Genomic DNA, 25,367 nt, shown 5'->3' with positions numbered 1-25,367 from the left:
ATGCCACTGCCGAGTATTCACGCCCAGGCCAGAATTGCCCGGACCCTTGCCAATCTGTTATTGCTGGCGCTGGTGCTCTATCTGGCAGTGGCCATGGCCCGGATTACCTGGCTCATCGCCTGGGATGACCGGCCGGTTCCCCGCGCGCCGGTATCGGATGGCGCACAGAATCTGGCCTCCGGCGGGCGTCCGGGCGGGTCCATCGCCATCTACGACTTTTTTGGCCGTTCGGCACAGCCGGTTAAGGTTGCCGATGCTGTTCGCCGTTCCGCGCCGGAGACCCGCCTGAGTCTGCGGCTCGAAGGCGTACTGGTGGCGCAGCGCCCGGAAGACTCCGGTGCTATAGTTGCAGGAAGCAATGGTGAAACAGCGTATTACAAGGTAGGGGACCTGTTGCCCGGCAATGCCGAGCTGGCGGAGGTGGAGCCCGGGCGGGTACTGATTCGGCGGGCAGGGCGTTATGAGTCGCTGACGTTCGAAGAGCCGGCATCTTCGGATCTGGTTGCAGAAGTTGCAGCGGAGCCGGCAGAATCATCCCCCGAGGCGTTTCTGGCCACCGCCCGTGAACAGATTGATAGCCAGGGCATCGCCGCACTGGCACCCTACGGGCTTAGCCCGGTGGATGACAGCGGCATGTCCGGGTATGTTTATGACGGCTCTAACGCCATGCTCAACGCTGTCAACCTGCAGGCCGGCGATGTGATTACCGCCATCAATGGCCAGCGGCTGGGGGATATCAGCCAGGACAAAGCCCTGCTTGAAAGCTGGCGGGGCCAGCCCCGGCTGGACATCGAAATCGAGCGTGACGGATCCATCCTCACCATCAGTTATGCCATACCCGAGCAGTGGCGCTGACCGGGTTCATCGAAACAGGAAGAAATCGCCAGATGTATAACCACAAGACCAATCTGTTACGGGCCATTGCACTGCTTATACTGTTACCGATGATGTCATTGGCATACGGGCAGGAGGAGACCTGGCGACTGAACCTGAAGGATGCTGACATTCGTGCCTTCGTGACCCAGGTGGCAGACATTACCGGCTACAGTTTTGTGGTGGACCCGCGGGTTAAGGGCAAGGTGACGGTGCTGTCCAGCGCGCCCATGAACAAGGACGAGATTTACGACCTGTTCCTGGCGGTGCTCAACGTGCATGGCTTCACGGCGATTCCCGGCGAGGAAGTGATCAAGGTTGTGCAACAGGTGGATGCCAAACAGTCCGCCGAAATCCTTTCCCGGTTCAAGGAAACCCCCTCGGAACAGCTGATTACCCGGGTCATCCCGATCGAAAACGCTAACGCCCTTGAGCTGGTGCCGATTCTCCGGCCCCTGGTGGCGAAATACGGGCACCTGGCCGGTGTGGCGTCGGCCAATGCGCTGATCATCAGCGACCATTCCTCCAATATCCAGCGGATCGAACAGATTGTCAGGGAACTGGATACCCCGCCGGAATACGAGGTGGAGGTTATTCAGCTGGACGAAGCCTGGGTTGGCGACATGGTGACTCTGCTGCAGGAACTGGCGCCCGCCCAACTGGGTAAGACCGCCGGAGAAGCCGGGGCCAATGACTACAGTGTTACCGCTGACGAGCGTTCAAACCGCCTGATTCTCAGGGGCGATAAAGCTTTCCGCGACAAGATGCGGGGGCTGATTGAACAGCTGGACCAGCCTTCGGCAACCGGCGGGACCACCAAGGTGATTCGCCTGAAGCATGCCGATGCCAAAAACCTCGCTGAGATCCTCAAAGGTGTCATGGGGGAAGTGGCGAAAGAAGGCACCGGCGCGGCCGCGTCGGCGTCGGGGGGCGGCAATCCGGGCAGTTCCTTTGCGGTCTTTGCCGACGAAGGCCTGAATGCCCTGGTGGTGCGCGGTGAACCGTCGCTGATGCAGGAGGCCGAGCAGATTGTGGCGGCGCTGGATGTACGCCGGGCTCAGGTGATGATCGAAGCGGCCATTGTCGAAATCAGTGATGAAATGGGCCGTGATCTGGGTGTACAGCTGGCCGCCGGAGACGAGTCCGGCGGATCGACGCCGGTGGTCGGCACCAACTTCGGCAATGTCGGGCGCAGCCTGGGTGATGTGCTCACCGCCATACTGTCTAATTCCGTGATTGCCCCGGCCGTGGGCGGGATTACCATCGGCGCCGGCGAGCGCAATGAAAACGGCGTGAGCTGGGGTGTGCTGTTGCAGGCTCTCTCGACCTCCACGGCGGCCAACTTGCTGTCCACACCCAGTATCATCACCCTGGATAATCAGGAATCGGAAATCACCGTGGGCCAGAACGTGCCCTTCCGGACCGGGCAATACACCGCCAACGCCGATGGTGCCACCAACCCCTTTACAACCATTGAGCGTCGGGACGTCGGCCTCACCCTGAGAGTCACCCCGACCATCAGCGCGGATGGCCTGGTACGCCTTGTGGTTGAGCAGACCACGGAGAGCGTTGCAGACAGCATTGAGAATGCCTCGGATATCGTAACCAACAAACGGGAGATCAAGACCACGGTACTGGCCGACGATGGCGAGACCATTGTGCTTGGCGGGCTGATCCGGGAAGACACCCAGGTCACCAAGAGCAAGGTACCATTGTTGGGCGACATTCCGTTTCTCGGGCGTTTGTTCTCGTCCGAATCCACCAGCCGGGTCAAGCGGAACCTCCTGGTGTTCCTGAAGCCGACCATTATGCTGGGTAAGGCAGACGCGGTGGCGGCCACTGACGTCAAATACCGCGAGCTGTGGGACGTCAATCTCAATGTGCGGGAGAAGCTCGGCCTGCCCAAGCGAGGTGCCCAGCCGCCTATCGACGAGCTGTTTGACGCGGGTAGCAGCACACGGGTGCAGTAAGCGCTAGACCAGCAGTGGCGGCATCGGACAATCCATCTGGTCCGCCACCAGCCGCATCAGCTCGTATTCCCGGGGCTCAACCTTGCCGTCGTGGGTAATGCAGTGGCCGCAGGCGTCAATGACCGCGGGTTTCAGCAGCGGCGACAGGCCATTCAGCACCACTAGCGCCTCCTGAAGCTGGCGCATGGTGACTTTCTCCGGTACCTCCTCAGGCGGCCTCCCGGCATCAATAAAGCCTGCCATTGCCTCCCGGTAAACGGTTTCCGCTTCCACAAGGGATGGTGAGCCGGCCCGTGCCAGAAGGCCCAGAAGCCTCTGCAGGGCTGGCAATACCGGCCTGTAGCTCTTGTAGCGAACAGGAACCACCCGGTCCGCACCAGTGCCGAGATGCCGGTGCAGGAAGCTGGTCAGCGCCAGTTCAAACAGGCTGACCCGGTTATCCGCCGCAACCAGTTTCTGAACGTTGGCAATGAGCATTTCCCGCTCTTCCGGGTCCAGCTTGCGCAAGGCCGGCATGGCCAGTTCCAGGGCCGGGAAGCGGACTCCATCACCAATGCTGTCGAGGGCAGGTAGCAGCTTTTCCAGCAGGTCTGGCTGGCTGCCCAACACCGGGTGAGATGCCAGCCCGGTCAGTCTTGCCAACTGCTGGTCCCGTGGAAGCTCACTGATCAGCAGGGCATAGCAAAGCTGCACCGCACCGGCCCGGGTGTAGAGAAGGTTGCGGAAGGTAGCCGGAAGCCGGCTCAGGAAGCCGAGGGCGAAATCCTCGCTTTGCCGGTTGATGGTGCCAACCTGGTTCGAGAAGCGGCGGACCGGGCGGTTTGCCGGTTCTGTCCGGGAAGCCAGTGGCGAAGTTCGCGCCGCCTGTCCGGTGACCGGGCCCAGAATCTCGGATGCCGCGGCGGTGAATGCGGATGTCCCCGATGAATCGCCCGGGGCCGAGCCCCGATACAGAGTGGCACCCGGTTCGGTATCCCGGAGCCGGCTGCGCAGCCGGGCCAGCATGCCGGGCTGGATCGCGTTAATACGGTCGTCGATAGACGGGTGAGACGCCAGCAGGCTGGTGAATTTCATCCGTGCGCTCTCGCCAAAACACATATGATTCATGTCGCTGGCGTGGCTGGTGGTGTCCAGGTAGCCGCCCTTCAAACCGATCTTGAACAAAGCGCCGGCGATCCCGTCGGGATTGCGGGTAAACTGCACGGAAGAGGCGTCTGCCAGCATTTCCCGCTGCCGGGAGACAGCGGCCTGAATAAGCCGGCCGAAGAACACGCCGACGTAACCAATGACCAACAGCGCCAGGCCGATAATGCCCATGGCGGCCTGTGCCCGACCGTCCCGGGACCGGCCAATGCGGTGCCCCCGATAGAAGGATGCGCGCATCAGGAAACCGCCGATCTGACCAATCATCAGTATGCCGGCCAGCAGGGCAATAAGACGCACGTTCAGGCGCATGTCGCCGTTGAAGATGTGGCTGAACTCATGGGCAACCACACCCTGCAGCTCGTCCCTGGATAGCTGCGTAAGTGCCCCGTGGGTCACCACCATCACCGCTTCGTTGGCCGTGTAGCCCGCCACGAAGGCGTTGATGCCGGTTTCCTGATCCATCACATAGAGTTCGGGTACCGGAACACCACTGGCGATAGCCATTTCCTCAACCACGTTGCGCAGTTTGCGCTCCTCGCCATCCCGGGTGTCCGGTTCAATCGGCCGCGCACCCACCATTTTTGCGACCCGGCTGCCGCCGCCGGCCAGATCAACCCAGCGCAGCAGGGACCCGAGGCCAATCAGCAGTATGACAGTGGCACCGGTCAGCAGCCCGTGGTTGGAGAGCAACCAGTGGTGAAAGGCGAGGCCGGAGGATTCGCTGCGCGTTACAAAGTAACCCACCAGGCACACCGCCAGGGTGATAAGCGCGACCGCGGTCAGAAACAGAAACACCAGCAGGCTGGTGTTGCGCCGGGCGTGAGCCTGGCGCTGAAAGAACCCGGAATGAGCCATGGCCCGGAGCCTCAGAAAGCCACTTTCGGTGCCTGGCGGGCTTCCGGTGAATCCAGTTGCAACTGGGCAGTTTCCCTGAAGGCAAACATGCCGGCAATGACGTTGTTGGGGAATTGCTCCCGGAAGATGTTGTAGCTCATTATGCCGTCGTTATAGGCCTGGCGCGCGAAGGCAACCCGGTTTTCGGTGCTGGAAAGCTCTTCCATCAATTGCTGGATGGTCTCGTTGGCTTTCAGGTCCGGGTAGTTCTCGGCCACGGCGTAGAAGTTGGCGAGGGCCTTGGTCAGCAGGTTTTCAGCGCTGCCCAGGCGCTGGATCTTGGTGGTTTCACCGGGGTCCCCGGCGGCGTCTTTCTGGGCGCTGACGGCGTTGTTCCGGGCTTCCATAACCTGGGTGAGCGTGCTCTTTTCGTGGGTGAGGTAGGCCTTGGCCGCTTCAACAAGGTTCGGAATCAGGTCGTGGCGCCGCTGCAGTTGAACATCAATCTGGGCAAAGCCGTTCTTGAACTGATTGCGCAGGGAAACCAGGCGGTTGTAGATAAAAACCACATAAATAACGGCAACAGCAATAACAATCAGGCCAATGATGGTAGTTCCCATGGCAACTCCTCAGGGTGGTGAATCAGGTGTTATTTTCCAGGATTTTCTCGTGGAAGCCTTTTACGAAGGTCTCAAAATCGCTTGGTAGAAGCGGTTTGCTGAAGTAGTAGCCCTGGGCCAGCTGGCAGCCGCGCTGGCTGAGATAATATTCCTGCTCGGCGGTTTCCACCCCTTCGGCAATGACCGTCAGGTTCAGGCTCTTGCCGAGGTCGATGATGGTATTGGCAATCCGGGTGTCTTCCTCATTCACCAGCAGGTCGCGGATGAACTGCTTGTCGATCTTGAGGTGCTGAACCGGCATCTGCTTGAGGTAGGTGAGCGATGAATAGCCGGTACCAAAATCGTCAACCGCAATGCTGATGCCCGCCTTGCGCAAGCGACGCAGTTTGGCCACGGCATCGGACAGGTTGGTCATGAAGCTGGTTTCAGTTACTTCAAGCTCCAGCCGGCCGGCCGGAATCTTGTGGCGCCTCAGAGTGTCGAGAATGTCATCCACAATCGAATCCTGACGCAACTGAACGGCCGAGAGGTTCACGGCAATACGCAGCGGGGTGCCACCGAATGCCCAGCGAGCTGCCTGCCAGCAGGCCTGGTCCAGAACCCATTGGCCAATCTCGACGATGGAGCCATTGGCTTCGGCCACGGGAATGAAGAAATCGGGCGGTACAAGACCGCGGGTGGGATGTTCCCACCGTAGCAGCGCCTCGGCACCGATCACCCGCTTGCTTTCCAGGTTGATCTGGGGCTGGTACACCAGGTGGAGCTGATGATTGGCGAGGGCCTGGGCCAGGTCTTTTTCCAGCTGTTTCCGGTCACGGATCTCCTGGTCGATACTGGCGACATAGAACTGGAAGTGGTTATGGCCGTTCTGCTTGGCCAGGGTCATGGTCTGTTCGGCGCTCTGCAGCAGCCGGTCGGCCTGGTCGGTATCAGACGGAAACAGCGCAACGCCCATGGTTGCCGTCATGGCAATGTTCTGGTCCTCCACCAGCATGGGCATGCTGATGCAGTCAAGGATGCGCTCGGCGGTATCTGCCGCCTGGAAGCCGTCCCGGAGGCCCTTTTCAACAATCACAAACTGATCGCTGCCCAGTCGGGCTATGGTGAAGCGGGCATTGTCCAGCATGTGGGTCATCCGGTCTGCGATCGTCTGCAGAATGAGATCGCCGGTGCGGAAACCGCATTGCTCGTTCACCGACTTGAAATCATCAATGCCGCAGACAATCAGCGAAAGCTGGGTGTTCCGCGTACCAGCCTCCTCAATGTTGCGCACCAGCAATTCCATAAAGGTGTCGCGGCTGGGCAGGCCGGTCAGCTGGTCATAGCGCGACAGGCGGCTGACCCTGTCCTCAGCCTCCCGGTGGCGTTTCTGGCTGTCGCCAATGGCGACCAGAAGGTTGTTGGTAGCGTTCACCCACAAGCCCAGTTCATCTTTCTGGTGGCCGGAGGGGATGGTGACCAGGCGGTCGTCCGGGTGGGCCGGATCAACCTGCTTGACGGAGCGGACGATTCGCAGCAGTGGCCGGGTGAGTAACAGGTGGAAGACGTAAAAAAGCACCATGCCGAGAATAAGGGCCGTTGCTATCCCCGAGGCAAAGGTGACAGCCGCGCGATCCAGCCAGGTACCGGCCGCCGGTGCCGTGTCGTAGTGAACATCCAGATAGCCGTAGACAGTCTCCGGCCGGCCTTCCCGGAACAGAGGCTCGCGGAAGTGGCGCTCGGCGCCAAAAATCGGGTCGGTAAGGGGCCTGAAGCCGGCCTCCTGCATCGGGCGGCTGCGATTGCCGAGGGGGTCACCGTCGGGGTGGGTGATGCGGGCCCTGTGAATGGCTTCCTTGGCGAACAGGCCGTCTACCACCTGCTGGGCCAGTTCGGCATCAATACTGAACACGGCCTGGGTTGCCGCGTCTTTCACCATGGTGATGGTCTGGCCGGCGTCATTGTCCAGCCCGGCGGACACGCGCTGAGCGTCCAGGATCACCTGAATGGTGCTGACAATAACACCACTTACCAGGGCCACGGCAAGGATCCACCGTAGTATTCGATAGCCCAGGCGATGTTCAACCTCAAAGGAGTTCTGCATTCAGGCCTGTTAAAATCCGGTTTCCTCGGGGCGATAGCGCAGCGTATGAATCACGGCGCGTGGAATCTCACCCTGAGGGTTACTTGTACGTATGGTTCAGAGTAAGGATAACTGAACTGAGTATCGGCGATTTTTCCAAAGATTTCAGGGCGTGGTTGTATCAATTTGTAATTACTTTTCAATGACACATACACGAACGCCCGCGCAGGGCGGGCGTTCGTGTCTCGCAGCGTTTAATCGCTGCACTGGGTAACTGGGCCGGATCAGGCCAGGTTTTCGTTCACGAAATCCCAGTTGACCAGGTTCCAGAAGGCTTCCAGATAGTTCGGGCGCGAGTTGCGGTAGTCTATGTAGTACGCATGTTCCCACACGTCGACCGTCAGTACCGGCTTGTCGGCACCGGTCAGCGGGGTTTCGGCGTTGCTGGTGTTGGCGATGGCAACACTGCCGTCGGCCTTCTTCGCCAGCCAGGTCCAGCCGGAGCCGAAGTTGTTGGCGGCCTTGTCGTTGAACTCTTTCTTGAAGTCTTCGAAGGAGCCGAACGCTTTTTCGATGGCTTCCTTGGCTGCGCCGGTCGGCTCACCGCCACCGTTCGGGCTCAGGCAGTGCCAGTAGAAGGTGTGGTTCCACACCTGCGCGGCGTTGTTGAACAGCGGGCCACTGGCGCTCTTGATGATGTCTTCAAGAGACTTGTTGGCGTTATCGGTACCTTCGACCAGGCCATTCAGCTTGGTTACGTAGGTGTTGTGGTGCTTGCCGTAATGGTACTCAAGGGTTTCCTGAGAGATATGCGGTTCCAGTGCGTTCTTTTCGTAAGGCAGTGCGGGAAGTTCAAATGCCATGAGGTCGTTCTCCCTGTCTCTCTATTTATGTGAATGTACGTCGTCCTAATATAGGGTCGATTTGAGTCAGATCAACCCTTTGCTGTCAAAGAACTTTTAAACTCCGGGCTGCCGGGCAGGAACTGCGCGCAGTTCTTTACACGCCACACCAGCTCCTCGTAGCTGTCTGCAAGAATGTTCACATGGCCCAGCTTACGGCCCGGCCGCTCCCCTTTATTATAGAGGTGAACGTGGGCATAGGGCAGTTCGAGGATGCGCTCGATATCGCCGTGCTCGCCGATGATGTTGATCATGCAGCTCAGCCCGCGGGGAGCGACATTGCCCAGGGGATGGCCGCTTACTGCGCGGATGTGATTTTCGAACTGGCTGGTCATCGCCCCTTCGATGCTCCAGTGCCCGGAGTTGTGGACCCTCGGGGCCATCTCGTTGGCCACCAGGCCTTCGGAAGTCTCAAACAGCTCAAGGGTCAGTACGCCGACATAATCCAATTCGTTCAGTAGTGCCTTGATGTATCGCTCGGCATCTTCCTGGATGTGTCTCTCAAGCTTCGGTGCCGGGGCAATCGAGTAGCGCAGGATACCTTCGTGGTGGGTGTTTTCCGCCATCGGGTAAAAGGCGAGATCACCGTCTTCGGCTCTGACCGCGATGATCGAGACTTCCCGGTGGAAGTCGACAAATTTTTCCACGATCAGGCGCGGATGGCCGATGGAGTCCCATGCTGCCTCGGCATCTTCCGGGCTTTTCAGGACTGCCTGGCCCTTGCCGTCGTAACCTTCGGTGTTCGATTTTGCCACCACCGGGCAGCCAAGCTCTTCGGCGGCGGCTTTCAGGGCGGCGGCGCTGTCGGCAATTTTCCACTCCGGCGTGGGGATGCCCAGTTGGCCAAACAGGGTTTTCTCCGCCTCGCGGTTCTGGCACACCTGCAGGGCTCGGGGGCAGGGGTGTACCGGTTTGTGGGCGGCGATTTTCTCGGCAACCTCGACCGGCAGGTGTTCAAATTCGTAGGTAACCCGGTCCACGCGGGACAGGAAGTCGTCCAGGTATTGGCCGTCACGGTCGATGATGACTTCACCAAGGCCGGCACTGGGGCTGCCGGACATGTCATAGAAAACAAAGGTCTTGGCCAGTGGGTATCCGGCCAGTGCCAGCATTCTTCCCAGTTGGCCGGCGCCCAGTACACCAATTCTCATTTGTGTTCTCCTGCCAGTGTTTGGCGATTAGCGTCTGACTTTCGGAGTGTGAGCGGGGTGGAAACCCTTTTCCAAAACACGCTCCTTGCGGCACGTCCATGTGACGCTTGGGCTCCGCCATCCATGGCTCCGCACAGTTTTGGAAAAGGGTTTCCACCCCGCTCAGCAGACTTGGGAGTCAACGCGTGGCTTAGTTCGTCTGACCATGGTGCCATTTATGATGAACCACCCAAAGCTGGGGGAGCCTTCGGGAGATGCCCTTCCAAAACTGTAGAGGGCCATGGATGGCCCGAAACAAGCGCACATGGACGTGCTTGTAGCGTGTTTTGGAAGGGCATCTCCCGAAGGCTCCTTTCTCCGGAGTTTGGCTCCGGGGCCTGGCACCCAGTTCTGATTACTGATCCTGAGGGTCAGGATTGGCCAGTATTGTCTGTGTTTGAGTAGAGCGAAATTTTTCCACGGCTTTTCGGACGTTGTCGTCTGAAGTGCCGATAATCTGTGCTGCCAGCAGGCCAGCGTTGGTGGCCCCGGCTTTTCCTATGGCCAGTGTGCCAACTGCGATGCCGCCGGGCATCTGGACGATGGAGAGCAGGGAATCCAGGCCGTTCAGAGCCTTGGACTGAACCGGTACGCCCAGTACGGGCAGGGCGGTTTGTGAGGCAACCATGCCTGGCAGGTGCGCTGCGCCGCCGGCGCCGGCGATGATGACTTTCAGGCCGCGATCGGCAGCGGTTTTGGCGTAGTCAAACAGCAGGTCCGGGGTGCGATGGGCCGAGACGACTTTGGTTTCATAGGGCACGCCGAGTTTTTCGAGCATGTCGGCGGCGTGTTCCATGGTGGGCCAGTCGGATTTGGAACCCATGATGAGTCCTACAAGCGGCTGCATATGCAACAGTCCTGTGATAATTGGAAAGCCGGCCATTGTATGTTTTGGCTACCTACCATGCAAACTTCTGGCTTCGGAGGCAGGGCAGGATGGAGGCTCTTTCCGGAAACCGCTACGAGCATATCCCTGTGCGCTTGACTGAAGCCATTCATGGCTTCAGACATTTCCGGAAAGAGCCTCCATCCTGCCCCCTGAGCTTCGTGGCAGTGGCCGCGTAAGCCCGGCTTCATTTTCACATGCGAACAAGTGCAGGTATTATCCATCCTTATTGTTCAAACCGTCCATAGTCAGGAGCTGTAATGGAACCCATCCGTCCAGATGATGATGAGCTGAGAGCCGAGCGACCGATTGGCAGTGCCGAGCCCAGGGCGGCGGAGAGGAAGCCGAAACCATCGTCCGCCGGGAAGGGCGAACCACCGCGGCGTGAGCCGCCATCCGGTGCCGGCGGGAGCGGCAGGAGCGGTAACGGGGGCAGTGGTCGCGGGAGTCTGGCCGTGCTCTGGTTGTTGGTGATTGCGGTGGCCGTTGGTGCGGGTGTCGCCTGGTATTCCCAGAGCCAGCGGGTGCGGGCTCTCGAAAGTCAGCTTGAAGAGGCCGACTATTGGGCGCGGCAGAGCAAGCTGGCGTTGGCCCGGTTCCAGGGGGATCTATCCGAGACGGGGGAGAACCTTCAGGAACGGGGAGCCTCGCTGGAGGACCAGATTGCCGCCCAGAAGAAGCGGCTGGATGCTGCAGACAGTGAGATCCGGAAGCTTTGGGTGATTGCCAATGAGCGCAACAAGAAGCGTCTGGATGAACAGCAGGAGCGGATTGCGGCGTTGGAGTCCGGGCTGGCTGAGGGCACGCAGGCAATCGATGCGCTTGAAGCCTCCGTCGAGAAGGTCCGCACGTCGCTTTCGGCCGATATCGCCTCCGTGAAGCAACAGACTGAAACCTCGGTAACGGCCCTGCAGGAGGCAAACCGGCAGGCGACGGAGCAGCTTACCCGGTTGAGCAAGCAGATGGCGGATGTGGACCAGTTGGTTGAGAACCGGATTCAGCGTTTTGAGCGCGAGCAAAAACTGGGAATAAACGGGCTGGAAGGCCGGGTTGCCGCTCTGGAGCGATCGGTCAATCAGCTTGCCGGCGGCAGCGGGGTCAAGGAGCTCCGGAACGAGCTGGCGAGCCTCAAACGGACGGTGGAATCCATTGATGCATCCCGCTCACAGCTGACCTCTCGCCTGATCCGGCTGTCTGAGGAGGTGAACCGGCTCCGGGCCCAGTAGAGGGGGCCGCAAGCAGGGGCGAGCGATCGCGTGGAGGCAGGGCATTTCGGGTTTTGTAACGGTTTGTAGTCATCCCTTGCGGTAGCTCTCATTTCTGCCGTTTGGCAGTTGTTATGATCAGGCAACTCGCAATCAGGATGAAGAGTTAACAACAATGAAAACCCGAGTGCCCTCTATTGTGTCTGTCTTCCGGCCGCTGGCCCTGTTGTCTTTGCTGCTGGCGATGTCGGGTTGCACGGTCTACCAGTCGATCGGCAAGAGTGTTGGCTCCTACCTGCACCCGGTTTCCGGTCACGATTTCGTGCACATCGCCAATGAAAAGTGGGATCACCGGAATGCGCTGCTGTATTTTTACCGGCCCCACTCCCAGTGGGCGGCTGACGAGATTGAGGCGCCAAGCGTCTATATCGACGACACACACTACTTCAATATCCGAAACGACAGTTATACCTGGCTGGAAGTCAGCCCGGGGGAGCGTCACATTGCCATGCGCCGACCGTTGCTGGGCCTGGAAGGACTGAATTCTTTCAGCCTCAGCCTGATTGCCGATGCCACCCTGAAGGTTGAGCCCGGCCAGATCTATTACCTTCGGTACAATGAACTCTCGGAGCCGGCTCGGCGGCATCCTGAACTGGCCCCCGATGACCCGCTGGCCCAGGGCGCATTGCAGCTGGTCACCCGGGACTATGCAATGCAGGCGGAAGAGATTGTCTCCACCCGCTTCCTGAACAGCGATCTGCTGGCGCCGAACCATGCGGCCACGTCGATTGTTGAAACCACCGAGGATATTGATTACGAGCGGCAACTCACCCGGCTTGAGGAGGAACGCGAGCTTGAGATCGAGCGCCTGAAGGAGGCGGGCAAGTACGAATCTGCGTCCTGGTTCTGGCCGTTTGGTGGCGGACCGACAGTGCCTCTGGAAACCGACCGCGAGATCAGAAAGCTGGAACGGGAGTACGCCCGGCTGGAGCGGGAGCGAGAGCGGCAAGAGGAAGCCGAATCCGGCGGCGGCTGGTGGATTTTCTGAGGGCTGACTACACTGTGGACAGGTGAAAGACTCAGGAAGTTAAAAACCAATGGCTCGCAAGAATTCTCTTCGTCTCAGATTCGAGAAACTGGCGGATAACGTCGTTCCCCAACTGTTGGACAGCTGGGGCGATCTTCAGAAGCGGCTTGACGATCTGAACTGCTCGCTGGCGAACCGGGCCGTTCCGGAAGACAGGCGTGGCCGTGTCAGTGAGCTGTCACTGCAGGAAAAAGCCCGGCAGGCTGGCCAGACTCGTCCGGCGATACGCGCTGTCAAACCCTCTGGCAAGGCCCCGCGGGAAAACTAGAATTGTTTAAAAACCGTCCGGTTTCTAACGGCTTGCAGGTTTTCTCAGAAAAGTTCCGGAAAATATTTGACACCGTCAGCCAAATGCTTAAAATGCGCCTCTCACTTGGTTGAGACAGCAAGGCTGGCAATCAGGTGAGCGCCTTTTGAAGGCTTGGAAGCGGGTGGTTAGCTCAGCTGGGAGAGCATCGCCCTTACAAGGCGAGGGTCACTGGTTCGATCCCAGTACCACCCACCACTTTCAAAAGCATCACCGGATCACCCCGTCCGGTTTCAGGTTCAGGCTCACGGGCCAGAATTGATGCGGAGCGGTAGTTCAGTTGGTTAGAATACCGGCCTGTCACGCCGGGGGTCGCGGGTTCGAGTCCCGTCCGCTCCGCCATTTTTCCCGGGTGGTTAGCTCAGCTGGGAGAGCATCGCCCTTACAAGGCGAGGGTCACTGGTTCGATCCCAGTACCACCCACCAGAATTCCGAAAAGGCCGGTCCGTCAGGATCGGCCTTTTTTTGTGCCTGGAAATCGAGGTCAGATGAAGATGGGGTCAGATGAAAAGTTCATCTGACCCCATCTTCATCTGACCCCATGTTCACTTGCCTATCAGAGACTGCCCGCAAACCCGCACCACATTGCCATTGACGCCGTTGGAGGCGGGGCTGCAGTACCAGGCGATGGTTTCGGCAACATCAACCGGTTGTCCGCCCTGGGACAAACTGTTCATGCGGCGGCCGGCCTCGCGGAGGGTGATGGGCATGGCGGCAGTCATCTGGGTTTCGATAAACCCGGGGGCCACGGCGTTGATGGTGACGCCGTTTCTCACCTGCCGGGCCATGGCCTCGACATAGCCAATGACCCCGCATTTGGCGGTGGAGTAGTTGGTCTGCCCGAAATTGCCGGCAATGCCGCTGATGGAGGAGATGCAGACGATTCGCCCGTTTTCTTTCAGCAGTTCCCGGTGTATCAGTTCCTCATCAATCAGTTCTTCCGCACTCAAATTCACGGCAATGGTCATGTCCCAGAAGTGTTCGGGCATGTTGCCGAGGGTTTTGTCCCGGGTGATGCCGGCGTTGTGGATGACCAGGTCCACGCCTCCGAAATGCTCTTCAAGGAAATCGCCGATCAGTTTCGGGGCTTTGGCATCGGTGATGTCGCAGGCGAGGGCCTTGCCGTTGATGGCGCTGGTGACCTTCTCCAGTTCCTCCATGGCCGGCGGGATATCCAGGCCGACGACCGTGGCGCCGTCCCGGGCCAGGGTTTCGGCGATGGCGGCCCCGATACCCCGGGAGGCGCCGGTTACCAGGGCAACCTTGCCGGTCAGTGGCGCAACAGGGTTGGTGGCTTTGGAGGACTCCCGCTTGCCGATTTTGACCACCTGACCGGAGACGTAAGCGGAGCGGGGCGAGAGAAAGAAGCGCACACTGGAATCCAGCTGCTTTTCGGCGCCCGGCGCCATCCACAGCAGGTTGGCGGTGGAACCCTTTTTGCCGATTTCCTTGCCGACACTACGGACAAAACCCTCCAGCGCCTGCTGCGCGGCGGCATGGGGGGGCTTGCGGCAGCTGGCGGGATTCTGGCCGATCACCAGTACACGGGCGTTGCCGCCCAGTTTCTTGATGGTAGGGTGAAAAAAGTCGTACAGCGCCCGGAGGTCGTCCGGGCTCCTGAGGCCGGTGGCGTCGAACACCAGGGCTGAGAAGGTCTGGTGGATGTCAGCGCCGAGTTCCAGTGGCTGGGCTTTGTTGCCGGCTTTGGCGGAGTCGTTCAGCCGTTGGTTACCGCTGGCGTGGTGCAGGTTGGCGGCGCTGGCGCTGAGTACGCTGCCAAGGGTGGCTACGGCTTTTGCGCCGCCGGCGGCGCCGATGAGAATGTCGCCTTCAATGAACGGCTGGTCGGTGCGCCTGAGGCGCTTCAGGGGCACGGGTGCGGGCAGTCCGAGGGTTTGGGCTGCGGTTTTGCCTGCGGCAGTGTTTACTATTTTGAGGTAGAGGTCGGACATGGGGGCTTCCTTGTTGGTTGCAATTGGTTGACTGGCTGCGGATTGTCCTACAGGGTAAAGAATCGGACAGTTTTTGGATTGACTCAATGCCTGTAGGGTGTTGTCAGGGGTGCCAATGAGCCACATGGTGTTCTCGCTAAACTGTTTTGCATTTACGGATTTTTGACTTGGGTGCGGAGGCATCGGGGGTGGGCTTCCCAAAACACGCTGTGAATACGTCCATGTACGCTCGGCTCCGCCATCCCTGGCTCCGCACGGTTTTGGGAAGCCCACCCCCGATGCCTCTTCGGACAACGCAGATATCTCAAAAAGGAATGTAATGATCATGGCACAGGCACCGAAAACTACTCAAAACAAAACGCCCACCGCAAAAAAGACCAGTACCGCCCCTTCCGGGATTCGACGTGTTGCGGTCATTGGTGGTAACCGGGTTCCGTTTGCCCGGTCCAACACCGCCTACAGCAAGATCAGTAACCAGGAGTTGCTGACATCGGCGCTTCGGGGGCTGGTGGATCGCTACAGTCTTCAGGGTAAACGGCTGGGTGAGGTGGCCGCCGGGGCGGTTATCAAGCATTCCCGGGATTTCAATCTCACCCGGGAGTCGGTGATGAGTTGTGGGCTGGCGCCGGAGACGCCGGCTTATGATGTTCAGCAGGCCTGCGGGACGGGGCTGGAGGCAGCGATTCTGGTGGCCAACAAGATCGCCCTGGGGCAGATTGAGTGTGGTATCGCTGGGGGTACGGACACGACCTCCGATGCGCCGATTGGTGTGGGTGAGGGTCTGCGGGGGATTCTGCTGGATCTCAACCGGGCCAAAACCACCGGTGAGCGGCTGAAGATTCTGGCGCGGTTCCGGCCGGGGTATCTGAAGCCGGAGGTGCCGGAGAACAGTGAGCCGCGCACGGGGATGTCGATGGGTGAGCATGCCCAGGTGACTGCGAAGGAGTGGGGGATTGCCCGGGAAGACCAGGACCGCGTGGCCTGGGAGAGTCATCAGAAACTGGCCAAGGCCTATGAGGAGGGATTCTTTACCGATTTGCTGACCCCGCTGGCGGGCCTGGAACGGGATAATATCCTGCGGCCGGACACGACCCTGGAGAAGCTGGCGACGCTCAAGCCGGTGTTCGACCGGGAGAACGGCACGCTCACGGCGGCCAACAGCACCGCGCTGACTGATGGTGCGTCCTGCGTGCTGCTGGCCAGTGAGGCGTGGGCGAAGGCGAACAACTGCGAAGTGAAGGCCTGGCTGACCTTCTCTGAAGTTGCCGCGGTCGATTTTGTCGACAAGAAGGAGGGGCTTTTGATGGCGCCGACCTACGCAGTGCCCCGGATGCTGGAAAAAGCGGGGCTGACGCTTCAGGATTTTGATTTCTACGAAATTCACGAAGCGTTCGCTGCGCAGGTTCTGTGTACCCTGAACGCCTGGGAAGATCCCGTCTTCTGCAAGGAGCGCCTGGGGCTGGACAAGCCGCTGGGCAGCATCGACCGGGCTAAACTCAATGTGAAAGGCAGCAGCCTGGCCACGGGCCACCCGTTCGCTGCTACCGGTGGGCGTATTGTTGCAACCCTGGCCAAGCTGCTGGAGGAAAAAGGCAGTGGCCGCGGCCTGATATCGATCTGCGCGGCCGGCGGGCAGGGGGTTACGGCCATTCTGGAGCGGTAAGTTTTGGAAACTTCAGAACTTTCCTTTGACAAGTCCAGGCCGAGCCCTTACCATGCGCGCCACGTTGATCAGGGGTTCCCTGAGAAACAAACAGTTTTGAGTAAAAGTTTGATGCGGGGTAGAGCAGTCTGGTAGCTCGTCGGGCTCATAACCCGGAGGTCGTTGGTTCGAATCCAGCCCCCGCTACCATTTTTGAAACAAAGCTCGCTTTCGCGGGCTTTGTTGCTTTTAAGCCGGGGCTTTTGAGTCTCCGACTCTTTTTCAGCACTGCGTGCTGCTTTGTCGGCGCCGCGAACGCTTGATCGCGTCCGCTCCCCGCTACCATTTTTGAAACAAAGCTCGCTTTCGCGGGCTTTGTTCGTTTTATCTCCTCCAAACTGACGCCCGGCCTTTCAGAAACCCTCCGGCTTAACAAACCCGGCAAGCCCCGCGTCCTCCAGCAATTGCGCAAAGCCGATGGTCGTCAGGTCCATCCCCGGCGCACCGATCACCTGAACACTGAACGGCAGGCCTTCTGCAGTCCGCCCGATGGGCACTGAGGTGGCTGGCAGGCCCAGCAGGGTGGCAAGGGCAATCCAGCAGAACTGATCCATATAGGCCCTTGGTTGGCCGGCAACGGTGATACGCCGCTTGAACACCGGGTAGGTATGGTTGTGCTGGATGGCGGTTGTCGGCGTTATCGGGGTGAGCAACACATCCACCTCCCGGAACAGGGATTCGATTTCCGCCCGCATTTTCTCCCGCATTTCGCTCCAGACAGTCCATTGATGCACCGGCTGATTCACGCCCCGGCCGTACTCATCGATAAACGCCGTGGTGGGGCCGAGAAACCGCAACCAGGGGCCGAGCCGGGCGATCCATTTCATCTGCCGGCGCTGAGCGGGTTTCAGGGAGGTGCTGAGCAAGCTGCCCAGAAGATTGAAGTAAGGCGGCAGGATATGCTCCAGGCTGAGCAGAGGGTGGCTGGCCTCAGTCACCAGGGCCCCCCTGTCGGCCAGGGCTTTGCCGAGGGTGCGATAGCCTTCGGACAGCTCCTCCATCACCGGGCACAGCGGGTCTTCCAGCCACAAGCCGATACGGGCCTGATCAAGGCCCTGCAGCCCGGATGGCGCCATGTTCAGGGCCCAACTGCGTTGATCGGCAGGCCGGGGCCCGGCAATGACTCGCAACAGCAGTTCGAGATCCCTGGCATTGCGGGCCATTGGGCCGCCCTCGACCAGATCCGGCCGGGACTGGGTGCCCGGGGGGCCGGGAATATGGCCCCGGAAGGAAACCAGCGCGCGGGTTGGCTTGTGGCCGAATACGCCGCAGAAGTGTGCGGGCGTGCGTATGGAGCCGGCCAGATCACTGCCCACCTCCAGAGGCGTCATGCCGGCAGCAAGCGCCGCGGCCGCACCACCGGAGGATCCGCCGGGTGTGTGGGCGGGGTTGTGGGGGTTATTGGTGACACCAAACAGCTTGTTGTAGCTTTGCAGATCGGTGGCATAGATCGGCACGTTGGTCTTGCCCAGAATGATCGCTCCGGCGTCCTCCAGCCGCTGGACGACATCGGCATGCGTGTCCGGCCGGTGGTTTCTCAGTGCCGGCGCCCCGGCCGTGCAGGCCATGCCCGCCACTTCCCAGGTGTCCTTCAGGGTGAGCGGCAGACCGTGCAGCGGGCCTTTTATGGCATTGGCCGCGCGTTGTTTATCCGCCTCCCGGGCGCGGGCCAGCGCCCGCTGTTCATCCAGGGTTACAATGGCATTGATGGCCGGGTTGTGTTCGCGGATTCGAGCCAGCAGGCTGCTGACCAGTGTCTCGCTGGTCAGGGTTCCGGCCTCCAGTTGGTCCAGGAGTTCATGGGCCGGCTGATAGTGCAATGGAGAGCGCAATGCAGAGTGCAAGGGACGGTTCGGTGAATCCATGGATGTTCTCGTTTTTTGTTGAGTAGTCAGTCAGCGGTTACCAGTGGCTCAGGGAAGCTCTGAGCGCCAGTGTTTCACCTTCACCTGGCCCTTGACCGCATCAATGATCTCGATGATCAGGGTGATCAGTGCCTCATTGCGGGCTTCATCCGGTTGCCCCTCCTCGGGTGTCGGAAGGAAAACGTTCACGATGTCCTCAATGAAGGCGTGGTTGGACGCCGAAGCCAGGTCATCAAGGATCTGGTGGATAACATTGGCAACAATGTCGCCCACTGCCTCTTCCAGGGTTTCCTGGATGGTTGGCCCGACCATGGGCAGGTATTTCAGGCGTGACAGCTCCAGATTCTGTTTCAGGGCATTATCGACCCGGCTCTCCAGATAACTTCTGAGCGCGCCGCGGTTGGGGACGTAGCCCTCCCGGGCGGCCTCGGCGACCCGGGCTGAAATCCAGTCTGACAGCATGTCCCGGCGCGGGTAGAGAATGTCCTGCTGGATGTTTTCGAACAGCCGGGAACCGCGTTTCACTTCCTCCTGCACGCCGCTCAGTACCTTGAGCACGATACGGTCCGACAGTTCTTCCATAAACGCTTCGTAATAGAAATTGAGGAACTGATAGATTCTGGTGCTCGTAACATCAATGATCTTGTACTGGTGCAGGCGATAGATGATGGAGATCACCCTGAGAATACGGAGGAAGCGCAGGCTGCCGACAGGAATGCAGCCGACCAGGTCATACCAGTGGATAAACGGGTAGAAATACCAGCGGTCGTAGACCCTGGCCTTGATGGCGTAGCCCCAGCGGACAAAGAACTCGGTCAGGAAGATGCTGACAAACACCAGATCGTAAAAAATGAACCGCTCATGGATCGGGTGGTACATGGACTGGATAGTGGGGGCGTATTCTTTCAGCAGATTCTGGATGGCGACAAAGTTGTAGATCGAATCCCAGATGATGAATGCCAGGTTGAGAATCAGCAGCCCCAGCATCAGGAAATCGATGATAAACCAGATGAGCTGGTGGCTGGATTTGAGGTTTTCTCGGTTTATCTTCAGCATTCGCCTGGGTCCGGTCTGTTGCCAACTGTTGCTAAGTACCTGACAGGTTAGCTTATTTGGTCAGTACAAACGACTCGCCCGGACGCCGGGCTCCGGAGGCGGTGCGGCCAACCGTGGATTAACTTGACCAGGTGCCATTAAACTCCCACGCTTGAACGGAAATCTTTCTTGTTACCACCAATACTGAAATAGCCGGATGCTATCAAACTACCAAGTTGCGAAACCGGGCCGGATCCGGCTGTTTTTGGCGTTACTCTGCTGGCTGCCTGGCTGGGCTGTGGCGCAACAGGTCGACGTGCAGATGGAAGGGGATTACCCCAATCTCAAGGCCAATGCCGAGGCTTTTATTGGTGACGTGGAAGGCCGCAGCGAGGGAAATCTTCGTCGCTACGCACCCACGGCGGTGAACCAGGCCAAAGAAGCCTTGCGGGCTCTTGGCTATTACAGCCCGACGATTGACTGGCGGGTACGGGAAGGCGATTCGGAAACAACGGCCACGTTGATCTTGTCCATCGATCCCGGGAAGCCGGTCCGGGTGACCTCCCGCACTGTTGAAATCAGGGGGCCGGCCTCCTCCGATAGGCCGTTTACCGGCAATCTCCCGGTCCATCCCGCGGAAGGCGAGGTTCTCAATCACGGCGAGTACACCAATCTCCGGGAGACCATCCAGACCCGGGCGCGCCGCCGGGGGTATTTTGACGGCAAGTTTGTCACCCATACCCTGAAGGTCGACCCTGCAGCCCGGACGGCCGCGATCACCCTGATCTACGAGAGTGGGGAACGATACCTGTTGGGAGACGTGACCTTCGAGAAAGGGCACTGGTTTGAAACCGATCTTCTGAACCGGTTCGTTACCTTCCAGCCGGGCACACCGTATCATGCCGACAAGATTGCAAAACTGAACAATGATTTGCAGGACAGCGGCTATTTCCGGGGGGTGGATATCGACGCCTCCCCGGCCAACGCTGAAAAGGGCGTGATTCCGGTCAGCGTTGCCCTTACCCGGCGCGAGCCGCGCTCGGTGGCCGCCGGTATCGGTTTCTCCACCGACGTCGGGCCACGGTTGCGGGGCACCTGGCGAGAGCACTGGATCAACCCCAAGGGCCATAAACGCGGCGCGGAAACCGAGCTGTCCCAACCCCGGCAGAGCCTGAGCGCCTGGTATGAACTGCCGCTGGACCCGCCCATGACCGACCTGATCCGACTGACCGGTGGTTATCAGAGAGAAGACATTGAAAACGTCGAATCGGAACTGCTGACGTTCGGGCAACAATGGCAGCACCAGCTTGAGGATGGCTGGCTGCAGGTATTGTCCCTGCGCTGGGAAGGGGAGCGCTTTAACATCGGCAATGATGAGACCGGAACCAGCTCCCTGCTCCTGCCGGGCGTTGGTTATTCCAAGCTCCACGCTGACTCACCGCTGGATCCCTCCCGTGGTTACCGGTTGCAGTTTAACGCAACCGGATCGCATACGGCGCTTCTCTCCGACGTGGATATCCTCCATGTGGATGCGCTGGCAAAGGGATTGTATACACTCGCGGGTAACCACCGTTTTCTGGCCCGGTTTCAGATCGGGGGCATTGCCACCAACCGTTTTGAGGATGTTCCTCCATCGCTGCGCTTCTTCGCCGGTGGTGACCAGAGTGTGCGCGGGTATGGCTACAAGACCCTGTCGCCGGAGAACGATAACGGCGTTCCGGTGGGCGGCCGCTATCTGATGGTTGGAAGTGTCGAATATCAGTACCAGTTCGCCGACCAGTGGCGGGCGGCTCTGTTTGTGGACCAGGGTAACGCCATCAATGATCTGGGCGATCCCCTGGCCACCGGTGCTGGTGTCGGTATTCGCTGGATCAGTCCGGTCGGACCGCTGCGCCTGGACATAGCCAAGGGGCTGGACCCGGAATTTGGCGGGGGCTGGCGCATACACTTTTCCATGGGGCCTGAGCTGTGACGCAGACGCCGGAACAACCCACAGACCAGAAACCGAAGCGGCCAGGGGCGAGGCACCGGCTGCGTTTCTGGCTGCTTTTGTGCCTGGGGTTACTGGTGCTCCTGCCCGTTCTGCTTGTCTCGGCGGTTCTTCTGGCCCTGCGTTCGGAAACCGGAACCGCCTGGGTGATCGACCAGGTGCCGGGACTGCAGGTAACACATGGCCGTGGTTCGCTGTTGGGGCAGTGGCAGGCCCGGCACCTGGAATGGCGGGGCTACGGGGTTGAGGTCATCGTGCAGGCACCCCGGGTGGACTGGTCTCCGTCCTGCCTGCTCCGCAAGCAGCTCTGCCTGGACACACTGCAGGCGGAGAAACTCACGATTACCCAACTGCCACCGGCGGATAAATCCGGTGGCTCCGGCGGCGTAACCCTGCCCGGCGTGGACCTGCCCCTGGGTCTGAGAGTCACCGGCGTCCGGATGGGGACGCTCACCTTCAACGGCACCAAAATCTGGGATCGGCTGGAGCTGGATGCCGGCGGATCCGGCGCCGCCTGGAACATTGACCGACTCCTGTATCGGCTTGACGACTACAAGGTTACCGCCTCCGGCCGGGTCGAAACCCGCCGGGACTGGCCGGTCAACCTGGAGGTTACGGCCAGTCTGCCGCCGCCCTATGGTGATGAGTGGGTTGTCGAGGCCACGCTTTCTGGGAGTGTCCGGGACTTGATGGTGAACGCCCGCAGCCGTGGCTATCTCGAGGCCAGCCTGGAAGGTCAGGTCCAGCCGCTGGATCCGGCGCTCCCGGCCCGCCTGAAAGTGACGTCCGACAAGTTCCTGGCGACGCCTGCGCTGCCGGAAACCCTGATGCTCCGGGGTTGGTTTGTCGAGGCCCAGGGCAGCTTGCAAAACGGCTTCCGTACCCGAGGGCAGGCCCGACTTCCCGGCACCACAGGGCCGGTAAAACTCCTGCTCGAGGGGCTGGTCACCACCGAGGCGGCGCAGGATGTCCGTATCGAACTGGCGACCGCCAACGAATCCGGGAGTGGCCAGGATACCGTGGTCGCGACCGGGAAGGTGAACTGGATCGGTGGGTTGAACGCCAGTGCAGACCTGCGGCTTCGCGGTTTTCCCTGGTACACGCTGGTTCCCCAACTGGGGCCGCCGCCGGTCTCCCTGCAATCCCTCGATGGCACCGTTAGCTGGCAGGAAGGCAATTACCAGGCGCAGCTGACTGCCGAGGTGGACAGTCCCCAGGGCAAGGCAGAAGTGTCGGCCACGGTCGATGGCGACCTGGAGAAAGTCCGGCTGACGGACCTTGCCCTGGTCACCGGCGCCGGCTCACTGGTGGGTAACGGATCCGTGAACTATGCCGGCGCGGTGGCGTGGCAGGCGGCGTTGCAGCTCAAGGACTTCAATCCGGGGTTTTGGGTGCCGGCCCTGGAAGCCAGTCTCAGCGGCGAGGTGAAAACCGAAGGCCAGCTCCGGGACGGCGAGATACCGGACATGAGCGCGCGCTGGAATCTCGAGGGAGCCTGGCGCTCGAACCCCGCCTCTCTGGTTGGCAACCTGGATACCTCGTCGGGCAACTGGGAGCTTTCCGGGCTTGAACTGGCGGTGGGTGAGAACACGCTTGAAGGCAGCGGTGTCTGGGGTGATCGCCTGCGCACCAATCTGGCGCTGGCCGTGCCAAGGCCCGAGGCCATACTGCCGGGGCTTGCGGGCAGTCTGCAGGCGACTCTGGAGGCAGGTGGTACCCCCACGGATCCGACGGCGGTGCTGAAGGCCAGCGCCCGGAACCTGAGCTGGCAGGAAAAACTGGCGGCAGAAAGGCTGACTCTCGATGCCCGCCTGGAACCGGGGATGAGACTGACAAGCAGCCTTGAGGGGTCTGATATCGCGGCGTTCGGGCAGGAGCTCAAAGCGCTGACAGTAACCGCGAACGGTCAGCAATCTGAGCACCGTATTACCGTCAGCGCCAGCCATGCCGAGGCCAACCTGGAGCTCGCGTTTGAGGGCGGTGCAGGGCCAGACTGGCAAACCTGGCAGGGCGCCCTGGCCCGAGGGCTGATTGCTCTGCCAGAGCAGGACCAGCGCTGGCAGTTACAATCCCCGGCCGCTCTGGCTTTCAGCGAAAGCGGTGAGCTGACCTTTGGCAACCATTGCTGGCGCTGGCAGCAAAGCAGTGTCTGCGCCGAGGACCAGACGTTGCTCCCGGTGCCCCGGATTGCCTACACCATCAACCGGTTCCCGACCGGGGCTCTGGCACCGCTTCTGCCGGAAACCCTACGCTGGGATGCGCTGATTAACGGGGAAATTGACTTTTCGGTCACGGATGCCGGCCCCGATGGCCGGATTTTCCTGGACGCTGGAGACGGCGAGTTCCAGGTACTGGTTGACGGTGACTGGGAGCCTCTGGCTTATAACGCCTTTACCACCGAAATGAACCTCAAGCCACAGCGGGCCAAATTGGATGTTCGACTCAAGGGGCCCGAGCTTGGCGAGTTTTCCCTGGATCTGGGGCTTGATCCCACCGCGAAGGAGCGCAGGGTCGATGGTTCATTCCGGCTCAAGGGGCTGGACCTCGCCCTTGCCGGCCTGTTTACCGGAATCCAGGACATTGCTGGCCAGATCGATGGTGAAGGCCAGCTTTCCGGCCCGCTGATGAAGCCGGCGGTGAACGGCGCGGTGCACCTGACCAACGGCCGGATCTCGGACCCGACGCTGCCGGTGCCCCTGGAAGAGGTGGTCGCCAGTCTTGAATTCAATGGTTATTCCGCGCAGCTCAGTGGCCGTATCGAAAGTAACGCCCGAAGCCAGACCATTATTGATGGCCAGTTCGACTGGCAACGGGCGCCAGAGGGTGAAATCACGGTTACCGGGAAGCGGGTTCCCTTTAACATCGAGCCTTATGCCCGGCTTGAGATAGCGCCGGACCTCAAGATTGCCTTTCGGGAAGGGGCGTTGCAGGTAACCGGTCAGGTTGGTGTGCCCAGGGGTAGTATCGAGATAGAAGGGTTGCCGCCGCAGGCGGTATCGGTGTCAAAAGATGAAGTGATCGTGGGTGCTCAGAAAGAAGAACCGGTTGTCCGCTCCCTGGAGATGGACGTCACGGTTGTGGTGGGCGAAGACAAGTTGACGTTCGCGGCTTTCGGGTTGACCGGTAATCTTGAAGGCACGTTGAGAATTACCGACAACATGGACACCCGTGGCACCTTGCGTCTGGTCAATGGCCGGTATGAAGCCTACGGCCAGGAGCTGGAGCTGAAAAGAGCCCGGTTGCTGTTTGTCGGGAACCTGGCGCAACCTTACCTCGATATCGAGGCGGTGCGGGAGGTCGGTACTGTCATCGCCGGTATTCGGCTCAGTGGGCCGGTTCAGTCACCCCAGACCGAGGTCTTTTCCAATCCCGATATGCCACAAACGGATGCTCTGTCCTACCTGATCCTGGGGCGCCCTCCTCAAGGCGGTGGCGACCAGGGGCAGATGACCCGGGCGGCACTGTCGCTGGGCCTGACCCAGGCCAACAAGGTGACGGGGCAGATTGGCGAGGAACTCGGCATTCGCCAGCTCACCCTGGAAGCCGAAGGCTCCGGCGAGCAGACATCCGTGGTGGCCAGTGGCTATCTCACCGACGATTTGAGCGTGCGGTATGGTGTCGGGGTTTTCGAGCCGATCACGACGGTCGCGCTGCGCTACGATCTTGGCAAGTATTTCTATCTGGAAGCCGCCAGCGGCCTGGCGGCTTCCCTCGACATATTCTATACCCGGGATTTCTGAG

17 protein-coding genes and 4 tRNA genes are annotated in these 25,367 nt (G+C 60.2%); 12 read left to right on the top strand and 9 right to left on the bottom strand.

The features are described 5' to 3' along the window. Both msub_RS05840 and gspD read left to right on the top strand, forming a co-directional pair. The gene (locus msub_RS05840; protein ID WP_048495144.1) at positions 1 to 855 is read left to right on the top strand and encodes a type II secretion system protein N; all 855 of its coding nucleotides are present in this window, start codon (positions 1 to 3) and stop codon (positions 853 to 855) included. A 32-nt stretch (positions 856 to 887) separates the two neighbouring features. Next, positions 888 to 2,843: a type II secretion system secretin GspD gene (gspD, locus tag msub_RS05835; protein ID WP_048495143.1), complete on the top strand. Its 1,956-nt coding sequence runs from the start codon at positions 888 to 890 to the stop codon at positions 2,841 to 2,843. Between the two features lie 3 nt (positions 2,844 to 2,846). Here gspD and msub_RS05830 read toward each other — a convergent pair whose 3' ends face one another. The 6 genes from msub_RS05830 to purE all read right to left on the bottom strand — a co-directional run bounded on the left by msub_RS05830 (position 2,847) and on the right by purE (position 10,444). Further along, positions 2,847 to 4,844 carry a M48 family metallopeptidase gene (locus tag msub_RS05830; RefSeq protein ID WP_048495142.1) on the bottom strand — a complete coding sequence of 666 codons (1,998 nt, stop codon included), beginning with the start codon at positions 4,842 to 4,844 and terminating at the stop codon, positions 2,847 to 2,849. Positions 4,845 to 4,855: 11 nt separating this feature from the next. After that, positions 4,856 to 5,443 (bottom strand): LemA family protein, encoded by a 588-nt coding sequence (locus tag msub_RS05825; RefSeq protein WP_048495141.1) that lies wholly within the window; start codon positions 5,441 to 5,443, stop codon positions 4,856 to 4,858. 22 nt (positions 5,444 to 5,465) lie between these two features. Further along, positions 5,466 to 7,463 carry a putative bifunctional diguanylate cyclase/phosphodiesterase gene (locus msub_RS05820; protein WP_227506651.1) on the bottom strand — a complete coding sequence of 666 codons (1,998 nt, stop codon included), beginning with the start codon at positions 7,461 to 7,463 and terminating at the stop codon, positions 5,466 to 5,468. A 326-nt stretch (positions 7,464 to 7,789) separates the two neighbouring features. After that, positions 7,790 to 8,368 carry a superoxide dismutase [Fe] gene (gene sodB / locus msub_RS05815; protein WP_048495139.1) on the bottom strand — a complete coding sequence of 193 codons (579 nt, stop codon included), beginning with the start codon at positions 8,366 to 8,368 and terminating at the stop codon, positions 7,790 to 7,792. A gap of 71 nt (positions 8,369 to 8,439) precedes the next feature. Then, a complete protein-coding gene (locus tag msub_RS05810) occupies positions 8,440 to 9,558 on the bottom strand; it encodes a 5-(carboxyamino)imidazole ribonucleotide synthase (RefSeq protein ID WP_048495138.1) in 1,119 nt (372 codons plus the stop codon). Positions 9,559 to 9,952: 394 nt separating this feature from the next. Continuing rightward, entirely contained in the window at positions 9,953 to 10,444 is a 492-nt protein-coding gene (gene purE, locus msub_RS05805; RefSeq protein WP_048495137.1) for a 5-(carboxyamino)imidazole ribonucleotide mutase, read from the bottom strand. 299 nt (positions 10,445 to 10,743) lie between these two features. Between purE and msub_RS05800 the strand changes: the two genes are divergently transcribed. From msub_RS05800 to msub_RS05775, 6 genes are all read left to right on the top strand, one after another. Then, complete coding sequence (locus msub_RS05800; RefSeq protein WP_048495136.1) at positions 10,744 to 11,709, top strand: hypothetical protein; 966 nt, start codon at positions 10,744 to 10,746, stop codon at positions 11,707 to 11,709. A gap of 154 nt (positions 11,710 to 11,863) precedes the next feature. After that, a complete protein-coding gene (locus msub_RS05795) occupies positions 11,864 to 12,736 on the top strand; it encodes a DUF2846 domain-containing protein (protein WP_048495135.1) in 873 nt (290 codons plus the stop codon). 49 nt (positions 12,737 to 12,785) lie between these two features. Further along, positions 12,786 to 13,043, top strand: a complete 258-nt coding sequence (locus msub_RS05790) for a hypothetical protein (RefSeq protein ID WP_048495134.1) — start codon at positions 12,786 to 12,788, stop codon at positions 13,041 to 13,043. Between the two features lie 161 nt (positions 13,044 to 13,204). Continuing rightward, positions 13,205 to 13,280 (top strand) — tRNA-Val (locus tag msub_RS05785). Between the two features lie 67 nt (positions 13,281 to 13,347). After that, positions 13,348 to 13,424 (top strand) — tRNA-Asp (locus msub_RS05780). Between the two features lie 8 nt (positions 13,425 to 13,432). Then, positions 13,433 to 13,508: transfer RNA gene (locus msub_RS05775), tRNA-Val, on the top strand. 119 nt (positions 13,509 to 13,627) lie between these two features. On the opposite strand, the gene msub_RS05770 is transcribed toward msub_RS05775, so the two are convergent. After that, a complete protein-coding gene (locus msub_RS05770; protein WP_048495133.1) occupies positions 13,628 to 15,034 on the bottom strand; it encodes a 3-oxoacyl-ACP reductase in 1,407 nt (468 codons plus the stop codon). A 325-nt stretch (positions 15,035 to 15,359) separates the two neighbouring features. Between msub_RS05770 and msub_RS05765 the strand changes: the two genes are divergently transcribed. Beyond that, the gene (locus msub_RS05765) at positions 15,360 to 16,697 is read left to right on the top strand and encodes an acetyl-CoA C-acetyltransferase (RefSeq protein ID WP_082146536.1); all 1,338 of its coding nucleotides are present in this window, start codon (positions 15,360 to 15,362) and stop codon (positions 16,695 to 16,697) included. A 112-nt stretch (positions 16,698 to 16,809) separates the two neighbouring features. Beyond that, positions 16,810 to 16,886 (top strand) — tRNA-Met (locus msub_RS05760). 203 nt (positions 16,887 to 17,089) lie between these two features. Here the strand turns inward: msub_RS05760 and msub_RS05755 are convergent. Together msub_RS05755 and msub_RS05750 are read right to left on the bottom strand one after the other, a co-directional pair. Next, a complete protein-coding gene (locus msub_RS05755) occupies positions 17,090 to 18,601 on the bottom strand; it encodes an amidase family protein (protein WP_048495132.1) in 1,512 nt (503 codons plus the stop codon). A gap of 48 nt (positions 18,602 to 18,649) precedes the next feature. Next, the gene (locus msub_RS05750; RefSeq protein ID WP_048495131.1) at positions 18,650 to 19,657 is read right to left on the bottom strand and encodes a hypothetical protein; all 1,008 of its coding nucleotides are present in this window, start codon (positions 19,655 to 19,657) and stop codon (positions 18,650 to 18,652) included. Between the two features lie 196 nt (positions 19,658 to 19,853). Between msub_RS05750 and msub_RS05745 the strand changes: the two genes are divergently transcribed. Together msub_RS05745 and msub_RS05740 are read left to right on the top strand one after the other, a co-directional pair. Continuing rightward, complete coding sequence (locus msub_RS05745) at positions 19,854 to 21,608, top strand: autotransporter assembly complex protein TamA (protein ID WP_454786183.1); 1,755 nt, start codon at positions 19,854 to 19,856, stop codon at positions 21,606 to 21,608. Beyond that, positions 21,605 to 25,366, top strand: coding sequence for a translocation/assembly module TamB domain-containing protein (locus tag msub_RS05740; protein ID WP_082146412.1), 3,762 nt, complete (start codon positions 21,605 to 21,607; stop codon positions 25,364 to 25,366). The genes msub_RS05745 and msub_RS05740 overlap by 4 nt, the downstream gene beginning before the upstream one ends. Position 25,367: the final 1 nt, after the last annotated feature.

It is taken from the genome of Marinobacter subterrani, from assembly GCF_001045555.1.
Taxonomy (GTDB): Bacteria; Pseudomonadota; Gammaproteobacteria; order Pseudomonadales; family Oleiphilaceae; genus Marinobacter; species Marinobacter subterrani.
Note: the sequence above shows the minus strand (reverse complement) of the source record. Positions and strands in the feature narration are given on the sequence as shown.

Excerpts from the sequence above, each read along its gene's own strand:
- msub_RS05745 (WP_454786183.1), top strand. The coding sequence starts at position 19,854 with ATGCTATCAAACTACCAAGTTGCGAAACCGGGCCGGATCCGGCTGTTT.
- msub_RS05800 (WP_048495136.1), top strand. The coding sequence starts at position 10,744 with ATGGAACCCATCCGTCCAGATGATGATGAGCTGAGAGCCGAGCGACCG.
- purE (WP_048495137.1), bottom strand. The coding sequence starts at position 10,444 with ATGCAGCCGCTTGTAGGACTCATCATGGGTTCCAAATCCGACTGGCCC.
- msub_RS05765 (WP_082146536.1), top strand. The coding sequence starts at position 15,360 with ATGGCACAGGCACCGAAAACTACTCAAAACAAAACGCCCACCGCAAAA.
- gspD (WP_048495143.1), top strand. The coding sequence starts at position 888 with ATGTATAACCACAAGACCAATCTGTTACGGGCCATTGCACTGCTTATA.
- msub_RS05830 (WP_048495142.1), bottom strand. The coding sequence starts at position 4,844 with ATGGCTCATTCCGGGTTCTTTCAGCGCCAGGCTCACGCCCGGCGCAAC.
- msub_RS05825 (WP_048495141.1), bottom strand. The coding sequence starts at position 5,443 with ATGGGAACTACCATCATTGGCCTGATTGTTATTGCTGTTGCCGTTATT.
- msub_RS05840 (WP_048495144.1), top strand. The coding sequence starts at position 1 with ATGCCACTGCCGAGTATTCACGCCCAGGCCAGAATTGCCCGGACCCTT.
- sodB (WP_048495139.1), bottom strand. The coding sequence starts at position 8,368 with ATGGCATTTGAACTTCCCGCACTGCCTTACGAAAAGAACGCACTGGAA.
- msub_RS05810 (WP_048495138.1), bottom strand. The coding sequence starts at position 9,558 with ATGAGAATTGGTGTACTGGGCGCCGGCCAACTGGGAAGAATGCTGGCA.
- msub_RS05755 (WP_048495132.1), bottom strand. The coding sequence starts at position 18,601 with ATGGATTCACCGAACCGTCCCTTGCACTCTGCATTGCGCTCTCCATTG.
- msub_RS05790 (WP_048495134.1), top strand. The coding sequence starts at position 12,786 with ATGGCTCGCAAGAATTCTCTTCGTCTCAGATTCGAGAAACTGGCGGAT.
- msub_RS05750 (WP_048495131.1), bottom strand. The coding sequence starts at position 19,657 with ATGCTGAAGATAAACCGAGAAAACCTCAAATCCAGCCACCAGCTCATC.
- msub_RS05795 (WP_048495135.1), top strand. The coding sequence starts at position 11,864 with ATGAAAACCCGAGTGCCCTCTATTGTGTCTGTCTTCCGGCCGCTGGCC.
- msub_RS05770 (WP_048495133.1), bottom strand. The coding sequence starts at position 15,034 with ATGTCCGACCTCTACCTCAAAATAGTAAACACTGCCGCAGGCAAAACC.